The 22,950-nt window shown below is 42.6% G+C and carries 21 protein-coding genes; 14 read left to right on the top strand and 7 right to left on the bottom strand.

Annotation, left to right across the window (positions count from 1 at the left end):
* Window positions 1-13 precede the first annotated feature (13 nt).
* The 7 genes from AC04MM_RS13460 (at window position 14) to infC (ending at window position 9,858) form a co-directional block, all read left to right on the top strand.
* Window positions 14-3,142, top strand: coding sequence for a TAT-variant-translocated molybdopterin oxidoreductase (locus AC04MM_RS13460; RefSeq protein WP_475380894.1), 3,129 nt, complete (start codon window positions 14-16; stop codon window positions 3,140-3,142).
* Complete coding sequence (gene nrfD, locus AC04MM_RS13455; protein ID WP_475380893.1) at window positions 3,135-4,502, top strand: NrfD/PsrC family molybdoenzyme membrane anchor subunit; 1,368 nt, start codon at window positions 3,135-3,137, stop codon at window positions 4,500-4,502. The genes AC04MM_RS13460 and nrfD overlap by 8 nt, the downstream gene beginning before the upstream one ends.
* Before the next feature lie 2 nt (window positions 4,503-4,504).
* On the top strand, window positions 4,505-5,035 hold the full coding sequence (locus AC04MM_RS13450) for a DUF3341 domain-containing protein (protein WP_475380892.1): 531 nt from the start codon (window positions 4,505-4,507) through the stop codon (window positions 5,033-5,035).
* 1 nt (window position 5,036) lies between these two features.
* Entirely contained in the window at window positions 5,037-5,630 is a 594-nt protein-coding gene (locus AC04MM_RS13445; protein WP_475380891.1) for a c-type cytochrome, read from the top strand.
* Between the two features lie 2 nt (window positions 5,631-5,632).
* Window positions 5,633-6,829, top strand: coding sequence for a molybdopterin oxidoreductase (locus AC04MM_RS13440; RefSeq protein ID WP_475380890.1), 1,197 nt, complete (start codon window positions 5,633-5,635; stop codon window positions 6,827-6,829).
* Between the two features lie 327 nt (window positions 6,830-7,156).
* Window positions 7,157-9,103 carry a threonine--tRNA ligase gene (thrS, locus tag AC04MM_RS13435; protein WP_475380889.1) on the top strand — a complete coding sequence of 649 codons (1,947 nt, stop codon included), beginning with the start codon at window positions 7,157-7,159 and terminating at the stop codon, window positions 9,101-9,103.
* 179 nt (window positions 9,104-9,282) lie between these two features.
* Window positions 9,283-9,858, top strand: a complete 576-nt coding sequence (infC, locus tag AC04MM_RS13430; protein ID WP_475380888.1) for a translation initiation factor IF-3 — start codon at window positions 9,283-9,285, stop codon at window positions 9,856-9,858.
* A 144-nt stretch (window positions 9,859-10,002) separates the two neighbouring features.
* On the opposite strand, the gene AC04MM_RS13425 is transcribed toward infC, so the two are convergent.
* From AC04MM_RS13425 to AC04MM_RS13395, 7 genes are all read right to left on the bottom strand, one after another.
* Window positions 10,003-10,722, bottom strand: a complete 720-nt coding sequence (locus AC04MM_RS13425) for a hypothetical protein (RefSeq protein WP_475380887.1) — start codon at window positions 10,720-10,722, stop codon at window positions 10,003-10,005.
* A 20-nt stretch (window positions 10,723-10,742) separates the two neighbouring features.
* Window positions 10,743-12,080 (bottom strand): hypothetical protein, encoded by a 1,338-nt coding sequence (locus AC04MM_RS13420; RefSeq protein WP_475380886.1) that lies wholly within the window; start codon window positions 12,078-12,080, stop codon window positions 10,743-10,745.
* A gap of 65 nt (window positions 12,081-12,145) precedes the next feature.
* On the bottom strand, window positions 12,146-13,570 hold the full coding sequence (locus AC04MM_RS13415; RefSeq protein ID WP_475380885.1) for a hypothetical protein: 1,425 nt from the start codon (window positions 13,568-13,570) through the stop codon (window positions 12,146-12,148).
* A gap of 4 nt (window positions 13,571-13,574) precedes the next feature.
* Complete coding sequence (locus AC04MM_RS13410; protein WP_475380884.1) at window positions 13,575-14,873, bottom strand: hypothetical protein; 1,299 nt, start codon at window positions 14,871-14,873, stop codon at window positions 13,575-13,577.
* Window positions 14,874-14,983: 110 nt separating this feature from the next.
* A complete protein-coding gene (locus AC04MM_RS13405; RefSeq protein WP_475380883.1) occupies window positions 14,984-15,865 on the bottom strand; it encodes a hypothetical protein in 882 nt (293 codons plus the stop codon).
* A gap of 143 nt (window positions 15,866-16,008) precedes the next feature.
* Window positions 16,009-16,365: a hypothetical protein gene (locus AC04MM_RS13400; RefSeq protein ID WP_475380882.1), complete on the bottom strand. Its 357-nt coding sequence runs from the start codon at window positions 16,363-16,365 to the stop codon at window positions 16,009-16,011.
* Window positions 16,366-16,559: 194 nt separating this feature from the next.
* Window positions 16,560-16,868, bottom strand: a complete 309-nt coding sequence (locus tag AC04MM_RS13395) for a hypothetical protein (protein ID WP_475380881.1) — start codon at window positions 16,866-16,868, stop codon at window positions 16,560-16,562.
* Window positions 16,869-17,186: 318 nt separating this feature from the next.
* On the opposite strand from AC04MM_RS13395, the gene rpmI reads away from it, so the two are divergent.
* From rpmI to AC04MM_RS13360, 7 genes are all read left to right on the top strand, one after another.
* Window positions 17,187-17,381: a 50S ribosomal protein L35 gene (gene rpmI / locus AC04MM_RS13390; RefSeq protein WP_475380880.1), complete on the top strand. Its 195-nt coding sequence runs from the start codon at window positions 17,187-17,189 to the stop codon at window positions 17,379-17,381.
* 12 nt (window positions 17,382-17,393) lie between these two features.
* A complete protein-coding gene (gene rplT / locus AC04MM_RS13385; protein ID WP_475380879.1) occupies window positions 17,394-17,741 on the top strand; it encodes a 50S ribosomal protein L20 in 348 nt (115 codons plus the stop codon).
* A gap of 78 nt (window positions 17,742-17,819) precedes the next feature.
* The gene (gene fni / locus AC04MM_RS13380; RefSeq protein WP_475380878.1) at window positions 17,820-18,893 is read left to right on the top strand and encodes a type 2 isopentenyl-diphosphate Delta-isomerase; all 1,074 of its coding nucleotides are present in this window, start codon (window positions 17,820-17,822) and stop codon (window positions 18,891-18,893) included.
* Window positions 18,874-20,154, top strand: coding sequence for a hydroxymethylglutaryl-CoA reductase, degradative (locus AC04MM_RS13375; RefSeq protein WP_475380877.1), 1,281 nt, complete (start codon window positions 18,874-18,876; stop codon window positions 20,152-20,154). Before fni ends, AC04MM_RS13375 begins: the two co-directional genes overlap by 20 nt.
* On the top strand, window positions 20,126-21,013 hold the full coding sequence (locus AC04MM_RS13370) for a hypothetical protein (RefSeq protein WP_475380876.1): 888 nt from the start codon (window positions 20,126-20,128) through the stop codon (window positions 21,011-21,013). The genes AC04MM_RS13375 and AC04MM_RS13370 overlap by 29 nt, the downstream gene beginning before the upstream one ends.
* Window positions 21,014-21,037: 24 nt before the next feature.
* Window positions 21,038-22,033, top strand: a complete 996-nt coding sequence (locus AC04MM_RS13365; protein ID WP_475380875.1) for a diphosphomevalonate decarboxylase — start codon at window positions 21,038-21,040, stop codon at window positions 22,031-22,033.
* A 2-nt stretch (window positions 22,034-22,035) separates the two neighbouring features.
* A complete protein-coding gene (locus tag AC04MM_RS13360) occupies window positions 22,036-22,938 on the top strand; it encodes a mevalonate kinase family protein (RefSeq protein WP_475380874.1) in 903 nt (300 codons plus the stop codon).
* Window positions 22,939-22,950: the final 12 nt, after the last annotated feature.

Genomic DNA, 22,950 nt, shown 5'->3' with positions numbered 1-22,950 from the left:
AAACGAGCTCACGATGTCTAATACAGAAAACAAAATTACAAACGATAATCAAAACAGAAAAATCGAAAGAGACACTACTTACTGGAGATCTTTCGAAGAGTTAAACAACACTCCGGAATTCCAGGCGACGTTGCAGACAGAGTTCATGTCTTCACCTTTACGTGAAGGTTCTGAAAACGAAGGCACGGAAAAAGACGGCGTTGCACGTCGTGATTTCTTAAAGTTGATGGGTGCTTCAATTGCTTTAACTTCTGCCGCTGGTTGTATCCGTCGTCCGGTGCAAAAAATTGTTCCTTACAATAAACAACCTGAAGAAGTCACTGTGGGTGTGTCTAACTGGTACACCAGTTCATACTTTGATGGCCAAGAGGGTTTAGGTTTATTAGTTAAATCCCGCGAAGGTCGTCCGATTCATATTCAGGGTAATCCAAAATTTCCATTAAACGGCACGGGTGCTTCGGTTAAAGCGCAAGCCTCTTTACTTGGTCTTTACGAGCCAAACCGTTTACAAAAGCCTTACAGAAATTTATTCAACGAAAAACGTACGAATAAAGAAACGGTAGCTGTATCTTGGGAAGATCTGGACACGAAAGTTGTCGCAGCTCTGCAAAAGGGAAGTGTTGCTATTCTTTCTGGTAACATTTCATCTCCGGCTACAAAAGCAGTTATCTCTGATTTTAAATCGGGTTTTAATGCTGATCACTACGTCTGGGAACCTTTAGCTGATAATGTGGCTAACGGTCAGGCGGTATCTTTCGGTGAAGCTTTAGTTCCGGGCTACAGATTTGATAAAGCACAAGTGATTGTTTCAATTGACGGTGATTTCCTGGGTACCTGGGGTCCGACAATGACAAACAACAAACGTTTTGCCGATGGACGCCGAAACATCGAAAAAATGTCACGTTTATACTCTTTTGATTCAACGTACTCATTAACAGCTGCCAACTCTGATGTTCGTTTTAAAATTAAACCGTCACAACAGTTTGATGTTGTTATGGGTTTAATCGCTGAGATTGTTGGTAAAGTTTCTGTTTCTGAATCTGTAAAAACTGCAGTTGCTCCATATAACGGTGTAGCTGAAAAACTTGGAATCTCAGCAGAAGCTTTCAAAAAAGTAGCCGCTGATTTAGTAAAAAACCAAGGTGAATCTTTAGTGGTTGCCGGTGGTATTCAGACGAATACGCAAGATGGCTTGGCCTTACAGGTAGCTGTGAACTACTTAAACTCGATCTTAGGCAATGAAGGTAAGACGGTTGTTGCTCAAAGCGGTAATAAAAACATCACAGCATCTACAGAGCAGATTAAAAACTTAATCAAAAAAATGAATGATGGCGCGGTTAAAACGCTGATCATCTACAGATCTAATCCTTTCTATGCTTTAAGTGCTGATCTTGGTTTTGCTGATGCTCTTAAAAAAGTTGAAACAGTTGTGTATTCTGGCGATAAAATGGATGAAACCGCTGTTAACGCTCACTTTGTTGCAACTGACAATCACGCATTAGAAACATGGGGTGATTCTGAGTTTGCTACGGGATTGTATGGTATTCATCAGCCATTGATCAGAACTATGTATGATACACGTTCGTTCCAATTGTCGTTAATGACTTGGGCGTACATGGCTAAAGTTGGTCCAAAACGTATCCAAGAATTTGAAACCTTCTACGACTACTTACGTAATTTCTGGAAAACAGAAATGATGTCTAAAGTCGGTCAGAGCAAAGATTTCGAAACTTTCTGGAATCAGTTCTTGCAAGACGGTTTCGTTGGTGATGTCGCTGCAGGTTCTGCACGTACGTTTAAGGGTGATGTTTCATCTCTTAAAAAATCTGCTAACGGCGATGCTAAATTTGAATTAGCGTTATACCCAACAGTAAATATCGGTGATGGCACCTTAGCCAACTTAGCTTGGTTGCAGGAATTACCAGACCCAGTAACTAAAATTGTTTGGGATAACTACGCATGCGTATCTGTTAAAACAGCCGCTGAACACAAACTTCGCGAGGGCGATGTCATTGAGTTAACAGTTGGTGATAAAAAATTATCTTTACCAACGCACATCCAGCCGGGGTTACATGATCAAGTTGTTGCCGTAGCGGTAGGTTACGGGCGCACGCATGCCGGCGATGTGGCTAAAGGGATCGGTCAAAATGCATTTACATTGGCAACAGCCGGTGTTTTTGCTGGTGCCGCTGTTGAATTTAAAAAGACAGGTAAGAAAATCGAATTAGTGACGACTCAAGGTCACGATTCAATGGAAGGCCGTCAAATCGTAGTAACAGCGACAAATAAAGATATCGAAAAGAATAAAGAAGCAAATATCCACAGACACCACACATGGAATATCTGGTCTGGTCATCAATACAACGGACACAAGTGGGGTATGGCAGTCGATCTTAACGTATGTACCGGTTGTTCGGCATGTATGACAGCCTGCCAATCTGAAAACAATATCCATGTGGTTGGTAAGAAGTATGTGATGCAAGGCCGTGAGATGCACTGGATTCGTATCGACAGATACTATACAGGTACTCCAGAGAATCCGGAAACCGTATTCCAGCCGGTTATGTGCCAACACTGTGACAATGCTCCGTGCGAAACGGTATGTCCGGTCGTTGCGGTTGCTCACAGTTCTGAAGGTTTAAATGAACAAATTTACAACCGTTGCGTCGGTACTCGTTATTGTTCAAACAACTGTCCTTATAAAGTACGTCGTTTTAACTGGTTCAATTACGCAAAGTTAATCGAAAAACCTATGCACATGGCTCTTAACCCTGAAGTACTGGTTCGTACCCGCGGTGTTATGGAGAAATGTACTTTCTGCGTTCAACGTATCAAAGAAGGTAAAAATAAAGCTAAAACTGAAGAACGTCCGCTAAAAGACGGCGATATCAAGACAGCCTGTGAAGCAGCTTGTCCGACATCAGCAATCGTTTTTGGTGACTTAAACGACGAAAACTCTCGAGTAGCCAAAACTTTTAAATCTGAGCCGCGCGCTTATGCTTTATTAGAAGAATGGTACGCGAAACCTTCGGTACGTTATCAGACAAAAATTAAAAATAATGACCAGGTAACTCCGCCGAAACATCACGGAGCTGCTCCTGCCCACGGTGGCCAAGAAGAGAAAGGAGCTGACCATGCTTAAGCGTAATCAGCTTGTTTTAGGCGATAAATCTTTAAAAGATATCACAGATGATATCTGTGCTCCGATTGAGCGCGTTCCATCTAAAGAATGGATGGGTTTATTTTTAAGTGCAAAAGCCTTATTTATTTTTTACATCCTAACAATCGCTATGGTCATCTCGACCGGTATCGGTTTATTAGGGGTAAATCACCCGGTAGCCTGGGGTACGATGATTATCACTTTCGTATTCTGGGTAGGTATCGGTCACGCCGGAACACTTATTTCGGCAATCCTTTTTCTTTTCCGTCAAAAATGGAGAACTTCAGTTGCCCGTACAGCTGAGGCGATGACGGTATTTGCGGTTGCGACTGCAGGTATTTTCCCGTTAATCCATACCGGTCGTCCTTGGTTAGACTTCTGGTTATTTCCGTACCCGAATCAGCGTGGTCCGTTATGGGTGAATTTCCGTTCTCCGTTATTATGGGACGTTTTTGCGGTTTCTACTTATGCAACGGTTTCATCAGTATTCTGGATCGTAGGTATGATTCCGGATTTAGCAACTGTTCGTGACCGTGCGAAAAATGCGATCCGTAAAAAAATCTACGGCGTATTATCAATGGGCTGGAGAGGCACAGCTAAACAATGGTCACACTTTGAAATGATTTACTTAGTGTTAGCCGGTCTTTCTACGCCGCTGGTTTTATCGGTACATACTATCGTATCGTTTGACTTCGCGGTTTCTGGCCTTCCGGGTTGGCATACAACGATCTTTCCTCCGTACTTCGTAGCCGGCGCGATCTTTTCGGGTTTTGCGATGGTAATTACGTTAATGACGTTAGTTCGTATCGGTTTCCCGCAATTTAAAAACTACATCACGATCGATCATATGGAAGTTATGAATAAGATCATCATGATGACAGGTTTAATGGTTGGTTATGCCTACGGTTCTGAGTTTTTAATTGCCTGGTACTCTGGAAATGATTACGAACGTTACGTTTTCATGAACCGTGCAATGGGTCCATACGCTTGGTCTTACTGGATCATGGTTGTGTGTAATACTGTTATCCCTCAGCTTTTCTGGTTTAAGAAATTCCGCCGTTCGATCCCGGTGATGTTTGTAGTTTCGATCTTCGTAAACATCGGTATGTGGTTTGAGCGTTTCGTGATTACGGTGACTTCGTTACACCGTGATTTCTTACCGTCGAACTGGGGCCAATACGCTTGGTCGATGTACGATACAGCGATCTTAGTGGGATCGTTCGGTATGTTCTTCACGATTTTCTTATTATACTTACGCGTTCTTCCTGCGATCTCGATTGCCGAGGTAAAACCGGTAATGAATGTAGGTAAAGAAGATGAGCACCACGGGAAAGGACACTAATTATGGCTAAGAAAAGAGCTATCGGCGGCATCGCCGGAATTTTTCTTGATGAAGCTACAACTATCAAGGCAGCAACTCGTGTAAGAGAAGCTGGTTTTACTAAATTCGATGCTTTAACTCCTTACCCGGTTCACGGTATGGAAGAAGCTTGCGGTATTAAACGTTCACCAATCCCGTACGTTACTTTCGGTGCAGGTTGTGTGGGTTTATTAGCGGGTCTTTCTTTAACTTATTACACGTCTGCAGTCGACTGGGCGATCAACATCGGTGGTAAACCAATGTTTTCGTTACCGGCGTTCGTACCTATCATGTTCGAATTAACGGTATTATTTGCAGCTTTAAGCTCAGTAGGTGCTTTCTTTTATCTTTCTGGAATTCCTAGAGTTGATCCTCCGATCATCGATAAAGATATCACTTGCCATAAATTTGCAATTTTCATCCCTGAAAATGATGTCGGCTACAGTGCTGACCGCGCAGAAAAATTGTTAAAAGAATTAGGCGCTGTTGAAATCAAGAAAATGGCGGAGTACTAAGATGAAAAGTTTAACTAATCTTTCAATGACTTTGATTGCGGCTTCGATTGCAGCGATGTTTTTTTCGGGCTGCCGCGGTGGTAACAATCAAACCAATATCGAGTTAATCCAGGATATGATGGAATCTCCGGCGATCAAATCGCAGGAGTATGATGAAGAATCTCCGAATAAAGCCGGTATGCGTGTTCCGCCAGAAGGCACTCAGCCGCAGGGTTTTGTTCCTTATAAATACGCCGATGCAGTTGCAGCCAATGCTAACCAAAATCCGTTAGCTGGCCAGTACTCGGAAGAAGTTTTAAAAACAGGTACAAAATACTACACAATTCACTGTGCAATCTGCCACGGCGCTAACGGCGAAGGTGGTGATAAATTATCAGTAGCTGAGACGATGGCATTAAAACCACCGGCTTTAACTTCTGATAAAGTTAAAGGTTGGACTGATGGTCAAATCTACCACGTGATCACAGCTGGTCAGGGTGTGATGGGTCCATACGCGGCGCACATTCCGCAAAAATACAGATGGCAAGTTGTTAACTATATCCGTCATCTGCAGAAGGCAGATCAATCAACCAGCTTACAGGGTAAAGGGAACTAATCATGGGTTCATCGAATCATTCACATGAATTAAAATTAAATAAATTCGAAGCGCCACAGCAGCTAAAAACGGCGATTTTCGCGGCGATGTTTATCGGATTTTTAGGTTTAGCTTACGGCTTATTTAAAGCTCCGGATCGTCTTTGGACGTCTTACTTAGTGGCGTTCTTTTACTTTTCGTGCTTGGGTTTAGGTGGATTATTTTTCATCTCTTTTAACCATGCAGCAAAAGCTGGATGGAGTGCTTCAATCCGTCGTATTGCTGAAAGTTTCACAAGCTTTTTACCGGCAATGTTTATCGGAAGCTTAATTTTAATCCTTGGCTTTAAATACCTTTACGCCTGGGCAGATCCATCACAAGGCTACCGTATGACTGGTGGTAAAGCGTTATATTTAGCCCCTTGGTTTGTGATCTTGCGTTTAGTGATTTTTGGTATCGGTTGTTTGATTTTCAAAAAGATCTTAGTTGGAAATTCAATCAAACAAGATCAAAACGGCGATCATGCTCTTACTCATAAAAACGTAGGATATTCAATTGGTTTCATCGCTTTCTTCGCTATCTTCTTTAGCTTGTTTTCGATTGATTTATTGATGTCGCTATTACCTAGCTGGTACTCGACAATCTTCGGGATCTACACTTTTGCGGGTATGATCCAGTCGACAATGGCGGTTTTGGCGTTAATGATTATCTGGTTAAAAAACTCTAAGTGGGTATCTGGTTATATCACAGTAGAACATCAGCATGACGTAGGTAAATTTATGAAAGGTTTTACGATCTTTTGGGCCTACATCGCGTTTTCTCAGTTTATGTTGATTTGGTACGCAAACATTCCGGAAGAGACCGAGTACTACCTAATGCGTTCACACAGTGGCTGGTTAGCTATTTCTGTGGCGTTATTAGTTTTCCGTTTTGCGGTGCCGTTTTTAGCGTTACTTCCGCGTGATGCTAAACGTAACGACATGAACTTAGCAGCTGTGTCTGTGTTGGTTCTGATTATGCAATACGTAGATATCTACTGGTTAGTTTACCCGAACTTCTTTGATGGTGTACCTCAGTTCGGCTTTTTGGAAATCAGTATTTTCGTTGGTTTTGCCGGTATTTTCTTAAAACTATTAACTGGTTTTATGACAAAAAATAACCTGGTTGCGGTAAAAGACCCTCGTATGCATGAGGCTTTAAACCACCACGTTACGTATTAATCTCAGGGAGTCTCGTAGGAGACATCCTGTCTGAAAAAGGACTCTGTCCTTTTTAAATCCTGAAAAGCCGACCATACGGGTCGGCTTTTTTCGTTTAAGTATCTTTAAATTGATAACTGGGGAGAATCGCCCCTAGATCCGGTTATGGGCCGCATAACAAAAGCTTTTTTAAAGTTCCCTTGTAAATGGCCTTAAATAACGGCATACTTATTTCATGCTATTTAATATCACGACCACCACATTTTAGTTCTTTTACCTAAATGTCTTTCGAGTCTATTTCTCTACAATTTTTTAAAAAACAAACGCCAAAAAACGGGTGCAGCTAAAATGTCGAACGTTAATATTATTCTACCAGATAACTCAGTTAAATCTTTTGATCACGAACCAACGACTTTAGAAGTTGCAAACTCAATTGGTGCGCGTTTAGCAAAAGATACTCTGGGTGCCAAAATTAATGGATCATCAGAAGTGATCGATTACCGTTTACCGTTAAAAGATGGCACCAAACTTTCTATCGTTACGACGAAATCACCTGAGGCAGTTGAAGTTATCCGTCACTCGGCGGCTCACTTAATGGCGCAGGCTGTTCAGGAAATCTGGCCAGAAGTAAAAGTGACGATCGGTCCGGTTGTTGAAAACGGTTTTTATTACGATTTTGATTCTCCATTTAACTTTACTGAAGAGCACTTCGAAAAAATCGAAAAGAAAATGGAAGAGCTGCAAAAGAAAGATATGCCACTGGTGCGCGAGCAATGGCCGATCAACCGTGCAATTGAGACTTTTCAATCAATGGGTGAACGTTTTAAAGTTGAATTAATTCAAGACTTAGCTGCAAAAGGTGAAACAACTGTAGGTATTTACCACCAAGGTTCTTGGTTTGATTTATGCCGTGGTCCTCACGTGCAATCGACCGGTCAGATTAAAGCTTTTAAATTGATGTCGGTTGCCGGAGCGTACTGGAAGGGTGATCAAGCCAACCAGATGCTTCAGCGCGTGTACGCGACGGCTTTTCAGGATAAAAAAGAATTAGATGAGTATTTAAAAAATATTGAAGAGGCGAAAAAGCGCGACCACAGAAAGCTGGGTAAAGAACTTGGTATGTTCATGTTTCATCCATGGGCGCCAGGCTCTCCGTTTTTCACTGGCCGTGGTACTGTGGTTTACAACGAATTATTAAAATACATGCGCGATATGTATTTTAAATACGGGTACAATGAAGTGATCACGCCGCAGATTTTTGACGTTGAGTTATTCAAAACGTCTGGTCACTACGCGAACTACAAAGAAAACATGTATTTCACAAAAGTCGATGAGCGTGATTTCAGTTCTAAGCCAATGAACTGTCCATCACACTGTTTACTTTTTGGCTCAACAAAACATTCTTACCGTGATCTTCCGTATAGAATGGCTGATTTCGGCCGCCTGCATAGATATGAAGTGTCGGGTGCCTTATCAGGCTTAACTCGCGTTCGTACGTTCTGTCAGGATGATGCTCATATCTTTTGTACAGTTGATCAGTTACAGCAAGAGATCAAAGGCTTTGTTGAATTATTAAACGAAGTTTATCAAAAATTAGGAATGAGTGAATACCACGTGTATCTTTCAACTCGTCCTGAAAAACGTATGGGTTCAGATGATGTCTGGGATAAGGCTGAAGGCGCTCTTCAAAAGGCGTTAGAGATTTTAGGGATTCCGTTTACGATCAATCCGGGCGATGGCGCCTTCTACGGGCCAAAACTAGATATCATGTTCGTTGATGCCCTGAAGCGTCCTTGGCAATTAGGCACAATCCAGTGTGATTTTAACTTACCGATGAGCTTTGATCTTAAATACACAGGCGAAGACAATGCTGAACATCATCCAGTCATGCTTCACCGAGCGGTATTGGGCTCGTTAGAGCGGTTTATCGGGGTTTATCTTGAGCATACAGCGGGCCACTTACCAATGTGGATGGCGCCGACTCAAGTGACGATTTTAAATGTTACTGATCGTGTTAATGAATTCTGCGAAAAAGTAGAAAAGCATTTACGTGACAACCAAATCCGTGTGGAATTTGACCGTAGAAACGAAAAGCTGAACTTCAAGATCCGTGAAGCGCAGTTGATGAAGGTTCCATACATGATTATCGTCGGTGACAAAGAAGCTGAGGCGGGCACAGTGTCGATCCGTTTAAGCGATGGTACTTTACATAACAACATTTCGTGGGAAAAAGCCTGCGAGATGATAATTACAAATAGAAACAATAGAGAGCTAAAAGCTTCGATAGAAGCTTAAAGCTCAGGCGTAACTTTAGGAGGCATCCCATTAATCAGTTTAATAATAACCGTCCCGGTGGAGCAGGAAAACCCCCAGGTGCAAAACCAGGTGGATTTAATCGTTTTGACAGAGATAAAAAGCGTGGAGATAAAGATGGTCTGCGTGTAAATCGCGACATTCGTGCGCCACAGATTCGTGTGATTGATGAAAACGGTGAAATGCTCGGAGTTATGACTGTGCCTGAAGGTCTGCGTATTGCTGAAGACCGTGGTTTGGATCTTATCGAGATTGGGCCTACAGCACAGCCACCTACCTGTAAAATCATGGATTACGGTAAGTACAAGTATGAAAACAAGAAGAAAGCTGCGGCTTCGCGTAAGAAACAAGTGATTGTAGTGATCAAAGAGATCCAGGTTCGCCCAAGAACCGACGTTCACGATTTCGAAACAAAGATGAAGCACGCTCGTCGTTTCTTGCTTGAAGGCGATAAAGTTAAAGTTAACTTACGTTTCATGGGCCGCGAGATGTCTCACCAAGAAATGGGCTTAGAAGTGATCAACCGCGCGATTGATTTCGTAAAAGATTTAGCGGTTGTTGAAGCGGCGCCTAAAACCGAAGGTAAGAACATGTTCACCATGCTTGCCCCGGATCCGGCAAAGATCAAAGAATACTTAAAAGCGAATCCTCCGAAAGGTCAGAAAGAAGTTCTTCCTGAATTATCGAAGGAAGATCTATCGTCTTCTTCACACACTGAAGAGCACGATGAAGATTAATTCTGCCTATGGCAGATTTAATCTTCATCTCTGGTTTTGATCTGCCTTCCGGCAGACCTTTTTTCTAAAGGGCCAGCCTAGCGGCTGTCCTGTTTATAAAGCCGCTTCTGTAACAGGGGCGGCTTTTTAGTTTTGTAGGATAGTTTATTTAGGGCAGATTAGCTTTTGTTCTTCGTCGGTGATTTGTAAGTCTTTATCCTCAAAGCGTTTAAACTTTTTCACTTTATCCATTACGCTTTGATACTCTTTAGTGTCGTTGCCATCGGTATTTTTGCGCCAGTAAGCCAGCGCCTTATCGTTATCCCAGCCACAGTATTGAATCAGATTAATGACTGCTGCGTAGCCTGAGGCATGCCAGCCGTTCCAACAGTGGCCGTACATTGGGCCCGGGATTTCGCCTTTGATGTGTTTATGCACTTGTAAGAGCAGGGCTTTTTCGTTCCCACTTTTAAGTGAGGGTAAATGTAAGTATTCTAATTTTTGCTCTTTACCGCATGAAATGATCTTTTCAGAGTCATCGTAGTGATCTTTATAAAAGTACATCGCCTCTGAAAACCCCTGTTTACACAGATTTTCCAAACCCTCAGGCGGTAAGGGATTCTGATTATCGCGTTTTTTATTTTTATTAAATTTGTTGTTGGCGCCGCCGCGGTAATAAACCCCGTGAAGCACCACGCGGAAATTGCGCGTCCCGTACAGCTCGTCTTGGCCATTGCCTTTATTGTCGGTTTGTTTTTTATAGACGTCGTCCAGGGGGAAAAGCTTTCGGTATTTTTCAACCTGCGACTTTAAAGAAAAAGCCGGCTTTGTGTTGTTCGCCAAAGCCGGCCAAGAGATTAAAAAGAGAAGTAGATATTTAGTCATGTCCTATGACTGTATCACAATTATTGGTTTTGTTGAATAACCACACGGCAATCTGGTACTGCATGACCGGCAAAAGCGCTGTCAAGATCAAGGTCTAGAGTTAATTTGCCATCTTGGCAGTTTTTAACTAGTGCATTTGTTGCATAAGCTACGTTAGCTTTGAAAGTTGCGATGTCTGCCGCTGTCATTGCAGTTTCAAGCTTGAAGTAGTTCTGACCGGCAGTTGTGTTGATGATTTTATTTAACTTTAAAAGTTTGGCAAAAGTCTCTGGGTTAAAGTGTTTTAAACCTTCGATCAACTTTGCGTTTTTAAGGTGGTTTTCTTTAGTAACACCACAGTCGTTATCTTTCATCATCATACGTTTAAGTTCTACAACCTCGGTAGCTGTCGTATCATCTTTGTCTAATTTTTTGATTTCAGTTTTACCTGATTTGCCGACGACTTTACCGTACCTTTCGATCGTGTAGTGTAAGTTACCGAAGCGGTCTTGTTGGCTTAACATGGTATCTAATAAGATCATGTCAGCAACGTTTTGCATTTTTAAAACTTCCTGAGCCTGTGCTTGAGACCATTTAAGACCTAAGCTAGCTAATTTTTGTTCGCTGATTAAACGTTGGTAAGTAACGTTTTTAGCCTTGAAGTTAGCCGTACGAGTCGGTTGGTCAGAGCCGCCGTTAAACATTTCTGAATATTTTTCTTCTTTTGACGGGTTCATTTGTAATGCGCCAAAGCTGTAGTTGTAGTCATCGGTATGGATGTTAGTGGCTTTTGCATGCGCCTGTTTTTTTGTTAACATTGATAAAAGACCGGCCCAGGTTTGAGCGATTAGCTCTTGCTTGTTATTAAAACCTGCGTAGGTTTTATCGCCGATGGACTTATGTAAACCTGCATCAACTGTTCTCATAACAACTGGTGGAACTTGATTGATATTACCTAAAAAGCGAGAAACATGGTAGTACGCCAATAATGATGGAGTATAAGAGCAGCTTGTTGATAATTTGTATTTAGCTAATTTTTTAAAATCTTTTTGTGTCGCGGTTTCAGCACGTTCACAGTTCATTGCCTCGACTTGTTTGGCAGTCATACCTGCTGGTACCTGAAAGAACTCTAAAGCTGGATTTGTACTTGCAGTTTTGCCGCAAACAGCAGCGGTTGTGCCGATATTTAGATTACAAAGATCGCGCTCGCGTTCTAAGTCTTTTTTTGAATAATCAGAGCCTTCAAGACGGTTAGGGATGTAACAAAGCTCACCGCGGTCTAATCTGATAAGTTCTGCACCACGACCCGGCAGATTCGGTGTTAAGGTCGCCTGCGCCAACATCGGAGCTAATAACATCGCTACTACTGTCTTTTTCATAAAATCCTCTTTCTTGTTTTAAAGTTTTTTAAATTTTTAAAATTCACTGTTCTTAAATTAATTTTTTACGGGGCATCGTTTGCGATCAGTTCAGACGCCGATGCCTTTAAGTAGTTAAACTTTCCTGGGTGATTCACATTAGTTACAAAGCCGTTATATAATCCAACTACTCCATGTAAGGCGCGTTGATCAAACGGCTGGTGCTGAACCAGTTTTGCTGATGCCGGGTCAGAGAATTTAACACCCATCACATCAACAACTAAGTTAATCGGTAATTTTAATTCCACGTGACGGGCATCATCTTTACCGGTCACAAGACGCTCGTTGTGCTTAAGTACATTTGTTGGATCTTTTAAGCCCTTTGCAGAGTACATATTGCCGAAGTAAACACCTTGCTGGCGGTCAACGGTGGTCTGAAAACCGGAAGTCGATTCAAAAGCACTGCGGTGGTATGCGGTTGCACCTTCGATTTGTAAAAAGTTTGGGTTACCCGCAACACCTTCAGCTAACACGGCAAAGATCGCCTTTGCACGCGCTTCTAATGACGGGTCTTTACCGATAATTTCCTGAGTCAGTTTTTCTAAGCGGGCGTTTGATTCTGCTTTGCGGCCGGCTTCATTTTTTGCCTTTAGCGGTGCAAAAAGCATATCAACCTGCGCCTGCGATAGACTTACATCTAATTTTTGCACGTTATGATTACCGTTTAAGTTTTTATATTTAGGACTTTGAATCATATCATCTAAAGCTGATTTGATTTCTAACTTGTATGACTTTCCGTGCGGTGCAAACATCTTAAAACTAGAGCCGAAGCGCTCCTGCATCTGTGCCGGGGTTAAAACTTTGCTTTCACCGTTGATGGTTAACTCAAAGTTACCGTCATGTTTCTTGGTAATACTTACCTGAGATTTATCAACCAGTGAACCGGTTACCGCTACATCAACAGCCATCTTTTCGAAATTTACTTCACGTAAGTATGTTCTGATACGCGGTTGGTGTTTGGCCTGGCCGGTGGCATCGATTAAGGGTTTAGTGTAATAAGTAAAGGTTGAATCAGTTGCACCCTCTGGTGGTGGTGCATCACGCACGGTTAATTTATCAGTACTATTGGTTTCGCCTTTAATTTGCAGTTCATACATGCGTTGATGAACATTGCGTACGAAGCCTTCGGCTTTAGGATCTAAACCATTTAAAACTTTATCTAAAGTTTCAGGAGACAAACTCTGTTTAACCAATTTGTAAACATAGTCATTCGAGCGGTTAACAGATAATTTTGTTTTCCATTCAGAGCGCCATACGGTTGCAAGTTTTCCTGATAGGGTAGCACGTAAATTATTAAGCAGTACCACATAGCGGTCTTTTACCTGTACTTTATCTACAGCTCTTGTTTGCGGTGCTTGGCGGCCCGAGAATAAATCCACGCAGGCATTCGCGGCCACTGAGTGGTTAGCATATAATTGAACTGCTAAGATTAAACCGAATAACTGTTTCATCTGTTTATCTCACCTGTTGTGCCGGATCTGCGGCTTGTGGAATCTGACCTTGGCTTTTAATAAAATTAATTAAATTTGGGTATTTCGCGGCATTGATTTCCATAACCATGTACTGGATACCAGGACCAGCGGTCGAAGCTTTGGCTTCTGCGAAGACGATATAAGTGTGGGTGGAACCATTATAGGCGTCTTGCTTTTCAAAAATCCATGTTTGGTGTTTTTGTGAAAATGCACTGCTATGGTCTAAGCGAATTTCGCTTAAGTTAGGGCCGTGGTATGGCTCTTTACTATTAAAGTGGATTTGCACCTGTTTATTTAATTCAGCTACTTCGGCTCTTAACATACTGGCTTGTTTCGGAATATCGTATTGGTTGATACGTTGAGAAAGAAAAGCTCCGGTTTCACGAGGAATCGATGCCTCGACATAGGTGCCGACAGGATCGCTGGCTGGGCGGCCTACCAGATTTACCTGATTAGTCGCAATACCGGTTGCGAGAACAATAAAGCCCATTCCGATCGCAGCTTTCATCGGTTCTTTAAATAACACTTTAAAAAAGACATCGCGGGCTCTGCGGTATTCAAAAACCGTACGGATTTTTAACATAGAGTTTGTTTGTAGAAGCTTGCGTAGTTCATCTTTTCTGAAGTATTCAAAAAACTTAGAGAGGTGATCGATTTTATCTAAGAGTGGGCCATCGATAATCAGCGGGATTTTGATCTTAGCGTTGATGCCTTGACCTAAAACATCACCTAATTCATGCTCGGCTTTTTTAATTTTTACTTCGCCTGAGCTTAAGAAACCTTCTGCAATTTTTTTAGAACCGGTACCTGTTGGCGTGCGTAACGTAATTTTATCAACTAAAAATTGGCTGCGCTCGCTCGACATAGTTTTGTATGTCACTTCAAAGTAGTAGCCATCTTTGATTGGGATACCAATTGATAATTCACCTTTGGTAAGTACGTTTTTCTCTTCTAATACATATGAAGAGTTTTGCAGTAAAAGACGCATTAACTCAATCGAAGCTTCTTCAGGTTTTTCTGAAAAGTTCATTTTTTCGATGATCAGTTTTTCAACGGCTTCAGTGTTGGTATGTCTTTTAAGGTCTACACGGTTAGAGCTTGATTTAACGGGTTCGATAATAACCGGAGCTTTACGTGGTTCTGGCTTGGGTGCCGGTAATAATCCTGCGATCACCGGTTTTTCCTGGGCGCCACCGAAGATCAAAGCACAGCTAGGGCCTGCATAAGATAATGAGGTTAGGGTGTATACGACTGTAAATACGATCGATGCTAAAGTTCTCATAACCAGAGGTATTACAAGAAGTGTACCCTTGGCCTTTTTTATATTGCTTTAAACTGTCTCAATTTGATCCGGCGACGGGAAAAGGCATAGATTGCTTTGCCGCTGTCTAATTATTTGCCATTTTCAAAACGGTGGCGTTCTAAGAACCACTCAACGCGGCTGCGCAGTTTATCCGGAAATTCAACCAGGGTAGTCTCGGTAATTTGACCTCTGATGATCTGGGCGGCGTAGTCGTCACAGACTTCACCCAGTTTTTTGTTAAGCTTTTTTAAGAAGTCTATCTGCTCGCTATCACCCTGGTTTTTGTCGGCATTAAGGCGTACATCAGAACTGATTTTGAGTTCGCTCTGGATCTGCATAAAGCGTAAGATATCGCGCATATTTTTACGCACGTCGTGAAGTTCATCGACTTCCATCACACGTTTTTCCATGATTTCACGGGTGTTTTCAATAATGGCGGTAAAGTACTTTTTTACTGACTTACGAGAAGCTGGTTTTACGTCTTTAAGCAGGCTTGCAAAATCGACGTCGATAAATTTTTTAAGTAGTTTTTTTGCGGCTTTCTGCGCCTGGATACCTTCGCCGATATTAACCATGTCTTTGAGGTGGCCGAAATCCCGCACGAATTTAGCAAACTTCTCAGGACTGATATGGCTTTTGCTCGACGTCTGAAAAACCGAGCGTAAAAAAGAGGTGTCCTGGCGAAAGCGGTTAATTAAAACTTTTTGCTCTGGGGTAATATCAGCCAGACCTGATTCGCGGATGGTCATAAGAACGGTTTTTAATTCGGCTAGATCAGCATTTAAGACTAAATTTCTGTGGGCTGTTTCTAAGTAGCGCGCTGACTCTTTTTTACTTTGGATCTGGATTACAAATTCCTGAACCTTGTATTCTTTGGCTTCGAATAAATTTTTACACGCCAGGCCCTCAGCCTGCGCCCGGATTGATATTAGAGAAAGGGTTAGTAAAAAAATCATTCGTGAAACGTTCATACGCGCTAGAATATAGCGTTTTTGAACTTTCATTTTCAACTGTAATGATTCTGACAGTGAGCTGTCTAACTTTTGATGGCTTTAAAAAAAATAAGCCACTCGTGGAGTGGCTTAGTAACTATTTTTGTCGCTTTTTTAAAAAATCAATAAGTGTCTAAATCCCAAGACTGGCACTTGATCGGATCCACAGTGGCTTCACAGGATGCGTTCACGGTGCCCTCTCTCCAGCAGCGGGTTAAGATGTGATTGCGAGTATTGGTCGAAGTTTGCATATACACCGAATTTTTCGAATAAAAGACCATATAGGTTTTGTCATTGATACAGCCGATTGTTGCGATTTTTTCAGCGGCATTATCCTGAAGAGTCTGGCAAAGCTGAAAAACATTCGACTGCGCATTTAACGCTTTAAAAAAACTAGGGCTGATGGCTTTCCAGTCGCAGGCAAAAGTCGTGACCTGTAAGAAAATAATGATAAATGCGATGACGCCGGCTTTAAACATGGTATCCCCTAAAAAATTGGACGTTTTTTTAACGGCTGTGGTGATAACTTAAGAACCGGTAATTGTTGAGGGGAGATTATAGTTGTGAACAATTTGCATGTGGCGGGGAAGCCACAACCAATTAAAAACGAAAAACCCCCTGGCATAACCAGAGGGTTTTTTAAGAATTAACCTTTTTGGGTTAAAGCTTAAAACTAGTGCTTAGTTTCTTCTTTTTTCTCTTCAGCTTTTACGGCTTCGGCGGCAGCGGCAGCTTTTTTCTTAGCTTTTTTTACTGGCGTAGTTACTGCGGTTTCAGCTGTTTTTGCAGCTTCTTTAACTTCAGTTGTAGCTGAAGTAGCAGCCGTTGTAGCAGCAGCTTTTACTTCTTTAGTAGTAGCAGCAGCGTGTGTAGTTGCAGCTTTAGCGTGCTCTTGAGCTTTAGCAGCAGCTGCAGGAGCTGTAGGGTTAGCCAACGCAGAAACTGCGAATAATGCCACGATGATTGATGAAGCGATTTTCATAGGGTTCCTTTTCAGTGCCTCTTGGCACAAGATTCTTGTTTAGCCGGGATAATTCCCGCAGCTTTAAGTGTAGGGGCTTGGCTTTAAATCGAAATTAAAGGGGGGTTAAAACTTTTTAATCCAGCTTAAGGCCCAGGGGGCTGCCTAATAAGGAGGCGATGGGCGGCTCTTTAGGGTAAGGTCAGCCGGAGGCTGATCACAATAAGCTTGCCAGAGAGCGGGAGTTGGCTTAATTTATCGCTTCAAATTAAGGCTAACAGCTGAGCAAACAAGAGATGTTCATTTTGAATATCCGCCCTGTTGGAGGAAGGTTAGACTATGTCTAAAATGAAAACGCACTCTGGTGCAAAGAAGCGCATGCGCGTTCTTGCCTCTGGAAAAGTAAAACGCAAACAAACAAAAATGCGCCACTTGAACTCACACATGAGTTCAAAAACTAAACGTCATTTAGGCCAAACGGTATTGGTTAATGATTCAAACATGCTTCAAGTTAAGCGCCAATTTGGTTTCTAAGAGGAGTAGCTCATGGCACGTGTAAAATCGGGGATGACAAATCGTCGTCGTCACAAAAAAGTTTTAAAAAGAACAAAAGGTTACTACTCAGCAGGTTCGCGCTCATACACTCACGCGGTTGAAAAAAATGACCGTGGTATGGCGTTCGCTTACAAACACAGAAAAATGAAGAAACGTAACTTCCGTATGCTTTGGACTCAAAGAATCAATGCGGCAGCTCGTATCAACGGTACAACGTACTCTCGCTTAATCGGTGGATTAATCAAAGCGGGTATCACTTTAGACCGTAAAGTTCTATCTGATATCGCGATCACTGACGCTACAGCATTTACTGCTCTGTGCCAGCACGCGATCAAATAAGCTGATTTATTGATTAAATAAATTGCAAAAGGCGAGAGAGATCTCGCCTTTTTTTTTACTTAGGGCTACTCTCTCACCATGTCTGCAAACTATACGGATAAACACTCCGATAAATACACGGATTTCGAGCAAAGAAAAAAAGCTCATATCAATCTGGCTCTTGATCCAAGAACTCAGGCGCAGACGGCTTCGCATTTTGAAACTATAAAACTTGTTCACGAGGCTTTGCCTGAAATTAACTTATCGGATGTATCGCTAGAAACAAAACTACTAGGTTACCAGTTTGCATCTCCACATTTTGTCAGTTCGATGACGGCAGGACATCAGAACAGCAAAGTGATCAACCTTCGTCTGGCAAAAGCTGCTGCAGAGAACAACTGGCTGATGGCCGTTGGTTCGCAGCGCCGCGAACTAACGGATGCCCAGGCTGCATTCGAGTGGAAGACGATCAAATCGCAGTCTCCAAAAACGCAGTTTGTTTCTAATATCGGATTAGAAGAATTAATCCAGCAACCGACAGCTGAGATCGTAAAGCTGACTGATTCAGTTGAAGCGCTGGGTATCTATGTTCATTTAAATCCGCTGCAAGAAGCTTTTCAGAATAAAGATCAGGCCAATTTTAAAAACGGATTAAATGCGATCAAAAAACTTTGTAAAGCGTCGCCGGTTCCGGTTTTGATCAAGGAAGTCGGTTACGGTATTTCTAAAACAACGGCGCAAAAATTATTGTTTGCCGGTGTTGATGTGATCGATGTGGCCGGTAAAGGTGGAACTCACTGGGGCCTGCTTGAAGGCTTGCGCGATCAAACTGATGCTGGACTTCTTGCGGATGCAAGTACTGCATTTAAAGACTGGGGCTTTAGCGCAGTTGAAAGCTTGATGCAGTGTAAAACTTTAACCAAAAGATATCAGTTCTGGGCCTCGGGCGGAATCCGCACGGGCGTAGATTCATTAAAATGTTTAGCCTTAGGGGCGCGTGCCGTAGGTATTGCCCAGCCGTTGATGAAAGCGGCGATCGAGTCTGATCAGCATGTAAAAGATGTGATGAACCGCTTTGACTACGAATTAAAAGTAGCTTTATTCGGCGTCGGTGTCGCATCTATAAAAGAATTATCTAAAAAAAAGGTTTGGTATGTTAACGGAACTATTTAAAGGCTTCTCTAAGCTGAACTATAACGAACGTTTGCAGGCACTTAAAAAAGCCGGCGTATTAAACGCGGATGAGATATCGTATTTAGCTAACGGCGGCCTGCAAACAATCGATCTTGGTGAAAAGTTTATCGAAAATGTCTTAGGATATTTTCAGATCCCGATGGGGGTGGCCACTAACTTTAATGTTGATGGTAAAGACTATGTCATTCCGATGGCCGTTGAAGAAACCTCAATTGTCGCAGCGGCCAGTAAGACCGCAAAATGGATCCGTGAACACGGAACGATTACCACCGAAGTAGTCGGCCACGACATCATCGGTCAGATCCAGTTTGCCAAAGTTAAATCTCCCGAAGATTTTAAGAAACAAATTTTCCAGCAAAAAAACTATCTTATTGATTTGGCCAACCGAGAGGTGGCTTTCGGTTTAGTTAACCGCGGCGGCGGTGTTAAAGATTTAACTGTACGAATCATCGACCGAGAAGATGGTCATTTTATGGGTGTTGTGCACATCATGATGGATCCTTGTGATGCGATGGGTGCAAATATCATTAATCAGGTCTGTGAGTTTTTAAAACAGCCATTAGAGCAGTTTACCTCTGAAAAGGTTACGATGTGTATCCTTTCAAACTTAGTTGATACCAAACTGACTAAAGCCGTTGTACGCATGAAAAACGTAGATCCGGAATTAGCACTTAAAATCGAAGAGGCTTCACGTTTTGCTGAGCTTGACCCGTACCGTGCAGCGACCAATAACAAAGGTGTGCTAAACGGAATCGATCCAATTTTAATCGCCACCGGTAATGACTGGCGTGCCGTTGAGGCTGGTATTCATGCGTTTGCGGCCCGTGACGGCCGTTATAAATCAATTACTAAATGGCGTGCAGCCGGTACTGAACTAACCGGTGAATTTGTTGCACCGTTGGTAGTCGGTACCGTTGGCGGGGTCACTGCGCTTCACCCAACAGCAAAACTTGGTCTTAAAATTTTAGGTGTGAATTCGGCTTCTGAATTATCACGCATTATAGCCGCTGTCGGTCTGGTGCAAAACTTAGGGGCCTTGCGTGCCCTAACGACTGTCGGTATTATTGAAGGCCATATGAAACTGCATATCAAGAATTTATCGCTGGGTGCAGGTGCGACCGAGAAAGAAATGCCTTTTGTTGTTAAAAAGTTAGAGGAAATTTTAGCTTTAAGAAAAAGAATTTCTTTGGCTAATGCCGTCGAAGTCTTGAATGAGCTTAGAAAAAAATCTGAAATTTAATCCGGATAAATTTACGGTTCCGGGTAAAACCTTTCTGGTCGGCGAGTACGCTGTTTTATCAGGAGGTTCTTGCCTGGGACTTGCGACAAGTCCCGTTTTTTCAATATCGTTAAATTTTGCAAAACACACCTTCCATCCGGACAGTCCGGCCGGTTTATACCTACGTAAGAATCAGTTATTTAATTTTGCACATGAGTTAACCAATCCCTATGGGGTGGGTGGGTTTGGCGCCAGCACCGCCGAGTTTATCTTCAGTTATTTCTCAAACCCGCAGGCTTCGCGGACTTTGGCTGATATTTTTTCGACTTATCTGGAACTTTACCGCGAACGCCAAGAACAAAAACCAAGTGGTGCAGATCTTGTGACCCAACTTGTGGGCGGCATTAGTCATATCGATTTATCGGCAGCATCACCAAAGGTAGAAAGCTTAAGTTGGCATTTTTCTGACCTGGATTTTTTGATATTTTCTACCGGACTTAAAGTTAAGACTCACGAGCATCTAGCGGCGCTGGATCGTAAACTCTGCGCGGGCTTGGTGGCCCCCAGCAACGAAGTTATCACGGCGTTTAAGTCCGGTGTGGCTTCGCAGTTTAAAGCGGCCCTTTATGGCTGGAGCAAAAATCTTGAGCAATTAGGGTTAACTGCGCCCGAAGTTCTACAATTAAAATCTCATTTAGAAGAGCGAATTTCGGGGATACAGGTTAAGCCCTGTGGTGCTTTAGGAGCTGACGTGATCATTATTCTGGTCGCAAAAGAGCAAAAACAGAGCGTTTTAGCCCAGATTTCTGCTCTGAAGATACCTGGGTTAAAGTTTCAAGCGGATTCCTCACATTTGGTAAATGGTCCTTTGTCAATTTAGCCGGCTTTTGTTAGGATTTGCCGGATGTCTAACACGCAGATTTTGCCGAATATTTGGTTTGAAGCCAGCGCGCCTTCTAATATCGCGCTGATTAAGTATATGGGTAAAACCGATTCGGTTAATAATCGCCCAACGAACTCTTCGTTATCTTGGACACTGAATAACCTGCGCACGTTTATCCGTATAAAACTAAACCCCGAACTTAAGGCTGATCAGTGGCAACCGTTAAAGCGTGAAGATTTGCTGCCGATCGAACTATCTGAAAAAGGCCAGAAAAAGTTTTTGGATTTTTTTGCCAGGCTTAAATCTGAATTTAAACTCAACGGGTTCTTCGAAATTGAATCAGCCAATAATTTTCCGTCAGACTGCGGCTTGGCCAGCTCGGCCAGCAGTTTTGCTGCGCTGACAATGGTGGCCCATAAAGCTGCGGGGGCTCGTTATTTACCGAAAGAGTTAGCAAAGCTTTCGCAAAAAGGGTCGGGCTCATCTTGCCGTTCATTTTTTTCTCCTTGGTCGTTATGGCATGAGGCAGGTGCTGAAGAAATTAAGTTTCCGGTGCAAGAACTAAAGCATATGGTGATTCTTTGTGATGAGACTAAGAAAACCGTTTCTTCAAGCCAGGCCCATGTTCAGGTGTTAACATCTGATTTATTTAAAGGCCGCCCAGAGCGTGCAGCAGACCGTTTGCAGAAATTGATTACCGCTTTACGCAAACCCGAAGAGCAATGGAAAAATATTTTTGAAATCTGCTGGAATGAGTTCTGGGATATGCATATGCTGTTTCATACCTCGAGCCCGGCCTTTATGTACTTAAATGGCGCTGGCTTTGATGCGCTATCACAGATATTAGCACTGTGGCATAAAGACGGCGATGGTCCGGTTGTAACGATGGATGCCGGCAGTAACATTCATTTGCTGTTCAGAGCTAATCAGGCCGATGCGTACACAAAATACGCCACCTACTTTAACAAACAATTCAACCTGTGGACTGATGACGGTTATCAAAACCGTAAAGACTAATTATGAGCGCAAATGCAGAGGCTGTAAAATCAGATTGGCAGATTGAAGTTCCGGGTAAATGGATTTTATTCGGTGAGCACGCTGTGCTTCGCGGGAGCAAGGCGATTGTGTTTCCGCTGCGCTCGCGTTTTTTAAGTTTTTCTTATTTCAATAATCCATCTGAATTTAAAATTCAGATTGCCGGTCTTTGTGCATCAGATCTTGAGTTATTTATCTGGTCAGTTATGGAGCGAGCTCTGGTAGAGCTGGGCATAAAACGTTCTGATCTTAAAGGTGAATTGAAGATTTATTCGCATATTCAATTCGGTGCCGGTATGGGCGCATCGGCGACTTTATCGGTCGGATTAACGTTGTTCTTTCAGCATCTGGGTGTTTTAAAAACAGATCCGTTTTTATTTGCCAAAAAATTAGAAGATCTGTTTCATGGCGAAAGCAGTGGTCTAGATGTGGCCGTGGCACTTCACCAAAAGCCATTAATTTACGAAAAAAACAAAGACATCGTGTACTTCGATTTTAAACAGTTACCGCTGTTGTATTTATCGTATACCGGCCAGCGCGGGGTAACCAAGGATTGTGTGAATAAGGTTAAAAATCTGATCAGCGAAAAACCGTCTGAAGCCGAAGCCATCGATGAGCGTATGAAATCAGTGGTGCAGGATTTTATCCAGTCGCGCTTTGAGTGGACTCAGGAACAATGGATTAGCCATTTAAACAAAGCCCAGAGCTGTTTTGAAAGCTGGGATCTGGTGCCTGCGCCGGTTGAACAGCATATGCAAAAACTTAAAAATGCCGGGGCACTCGCCTGCAAACTGACCGGCTCAGGAAGTGGCGGCTATGTTTTAAGCCTATGGAATGAAAAGCCGACATCGCCTGAACTTGCTGCTGAACTGATTCCTGTAAACTAAAATAATTGGATA

The organism is Bdellovibrio sp. SBM16 (assembly GCF_056175625.1).
Note: the sequence above shows the minus strand (reverse complement) of the source record. Positions and strands in the feature narration are given on the sequence as shown.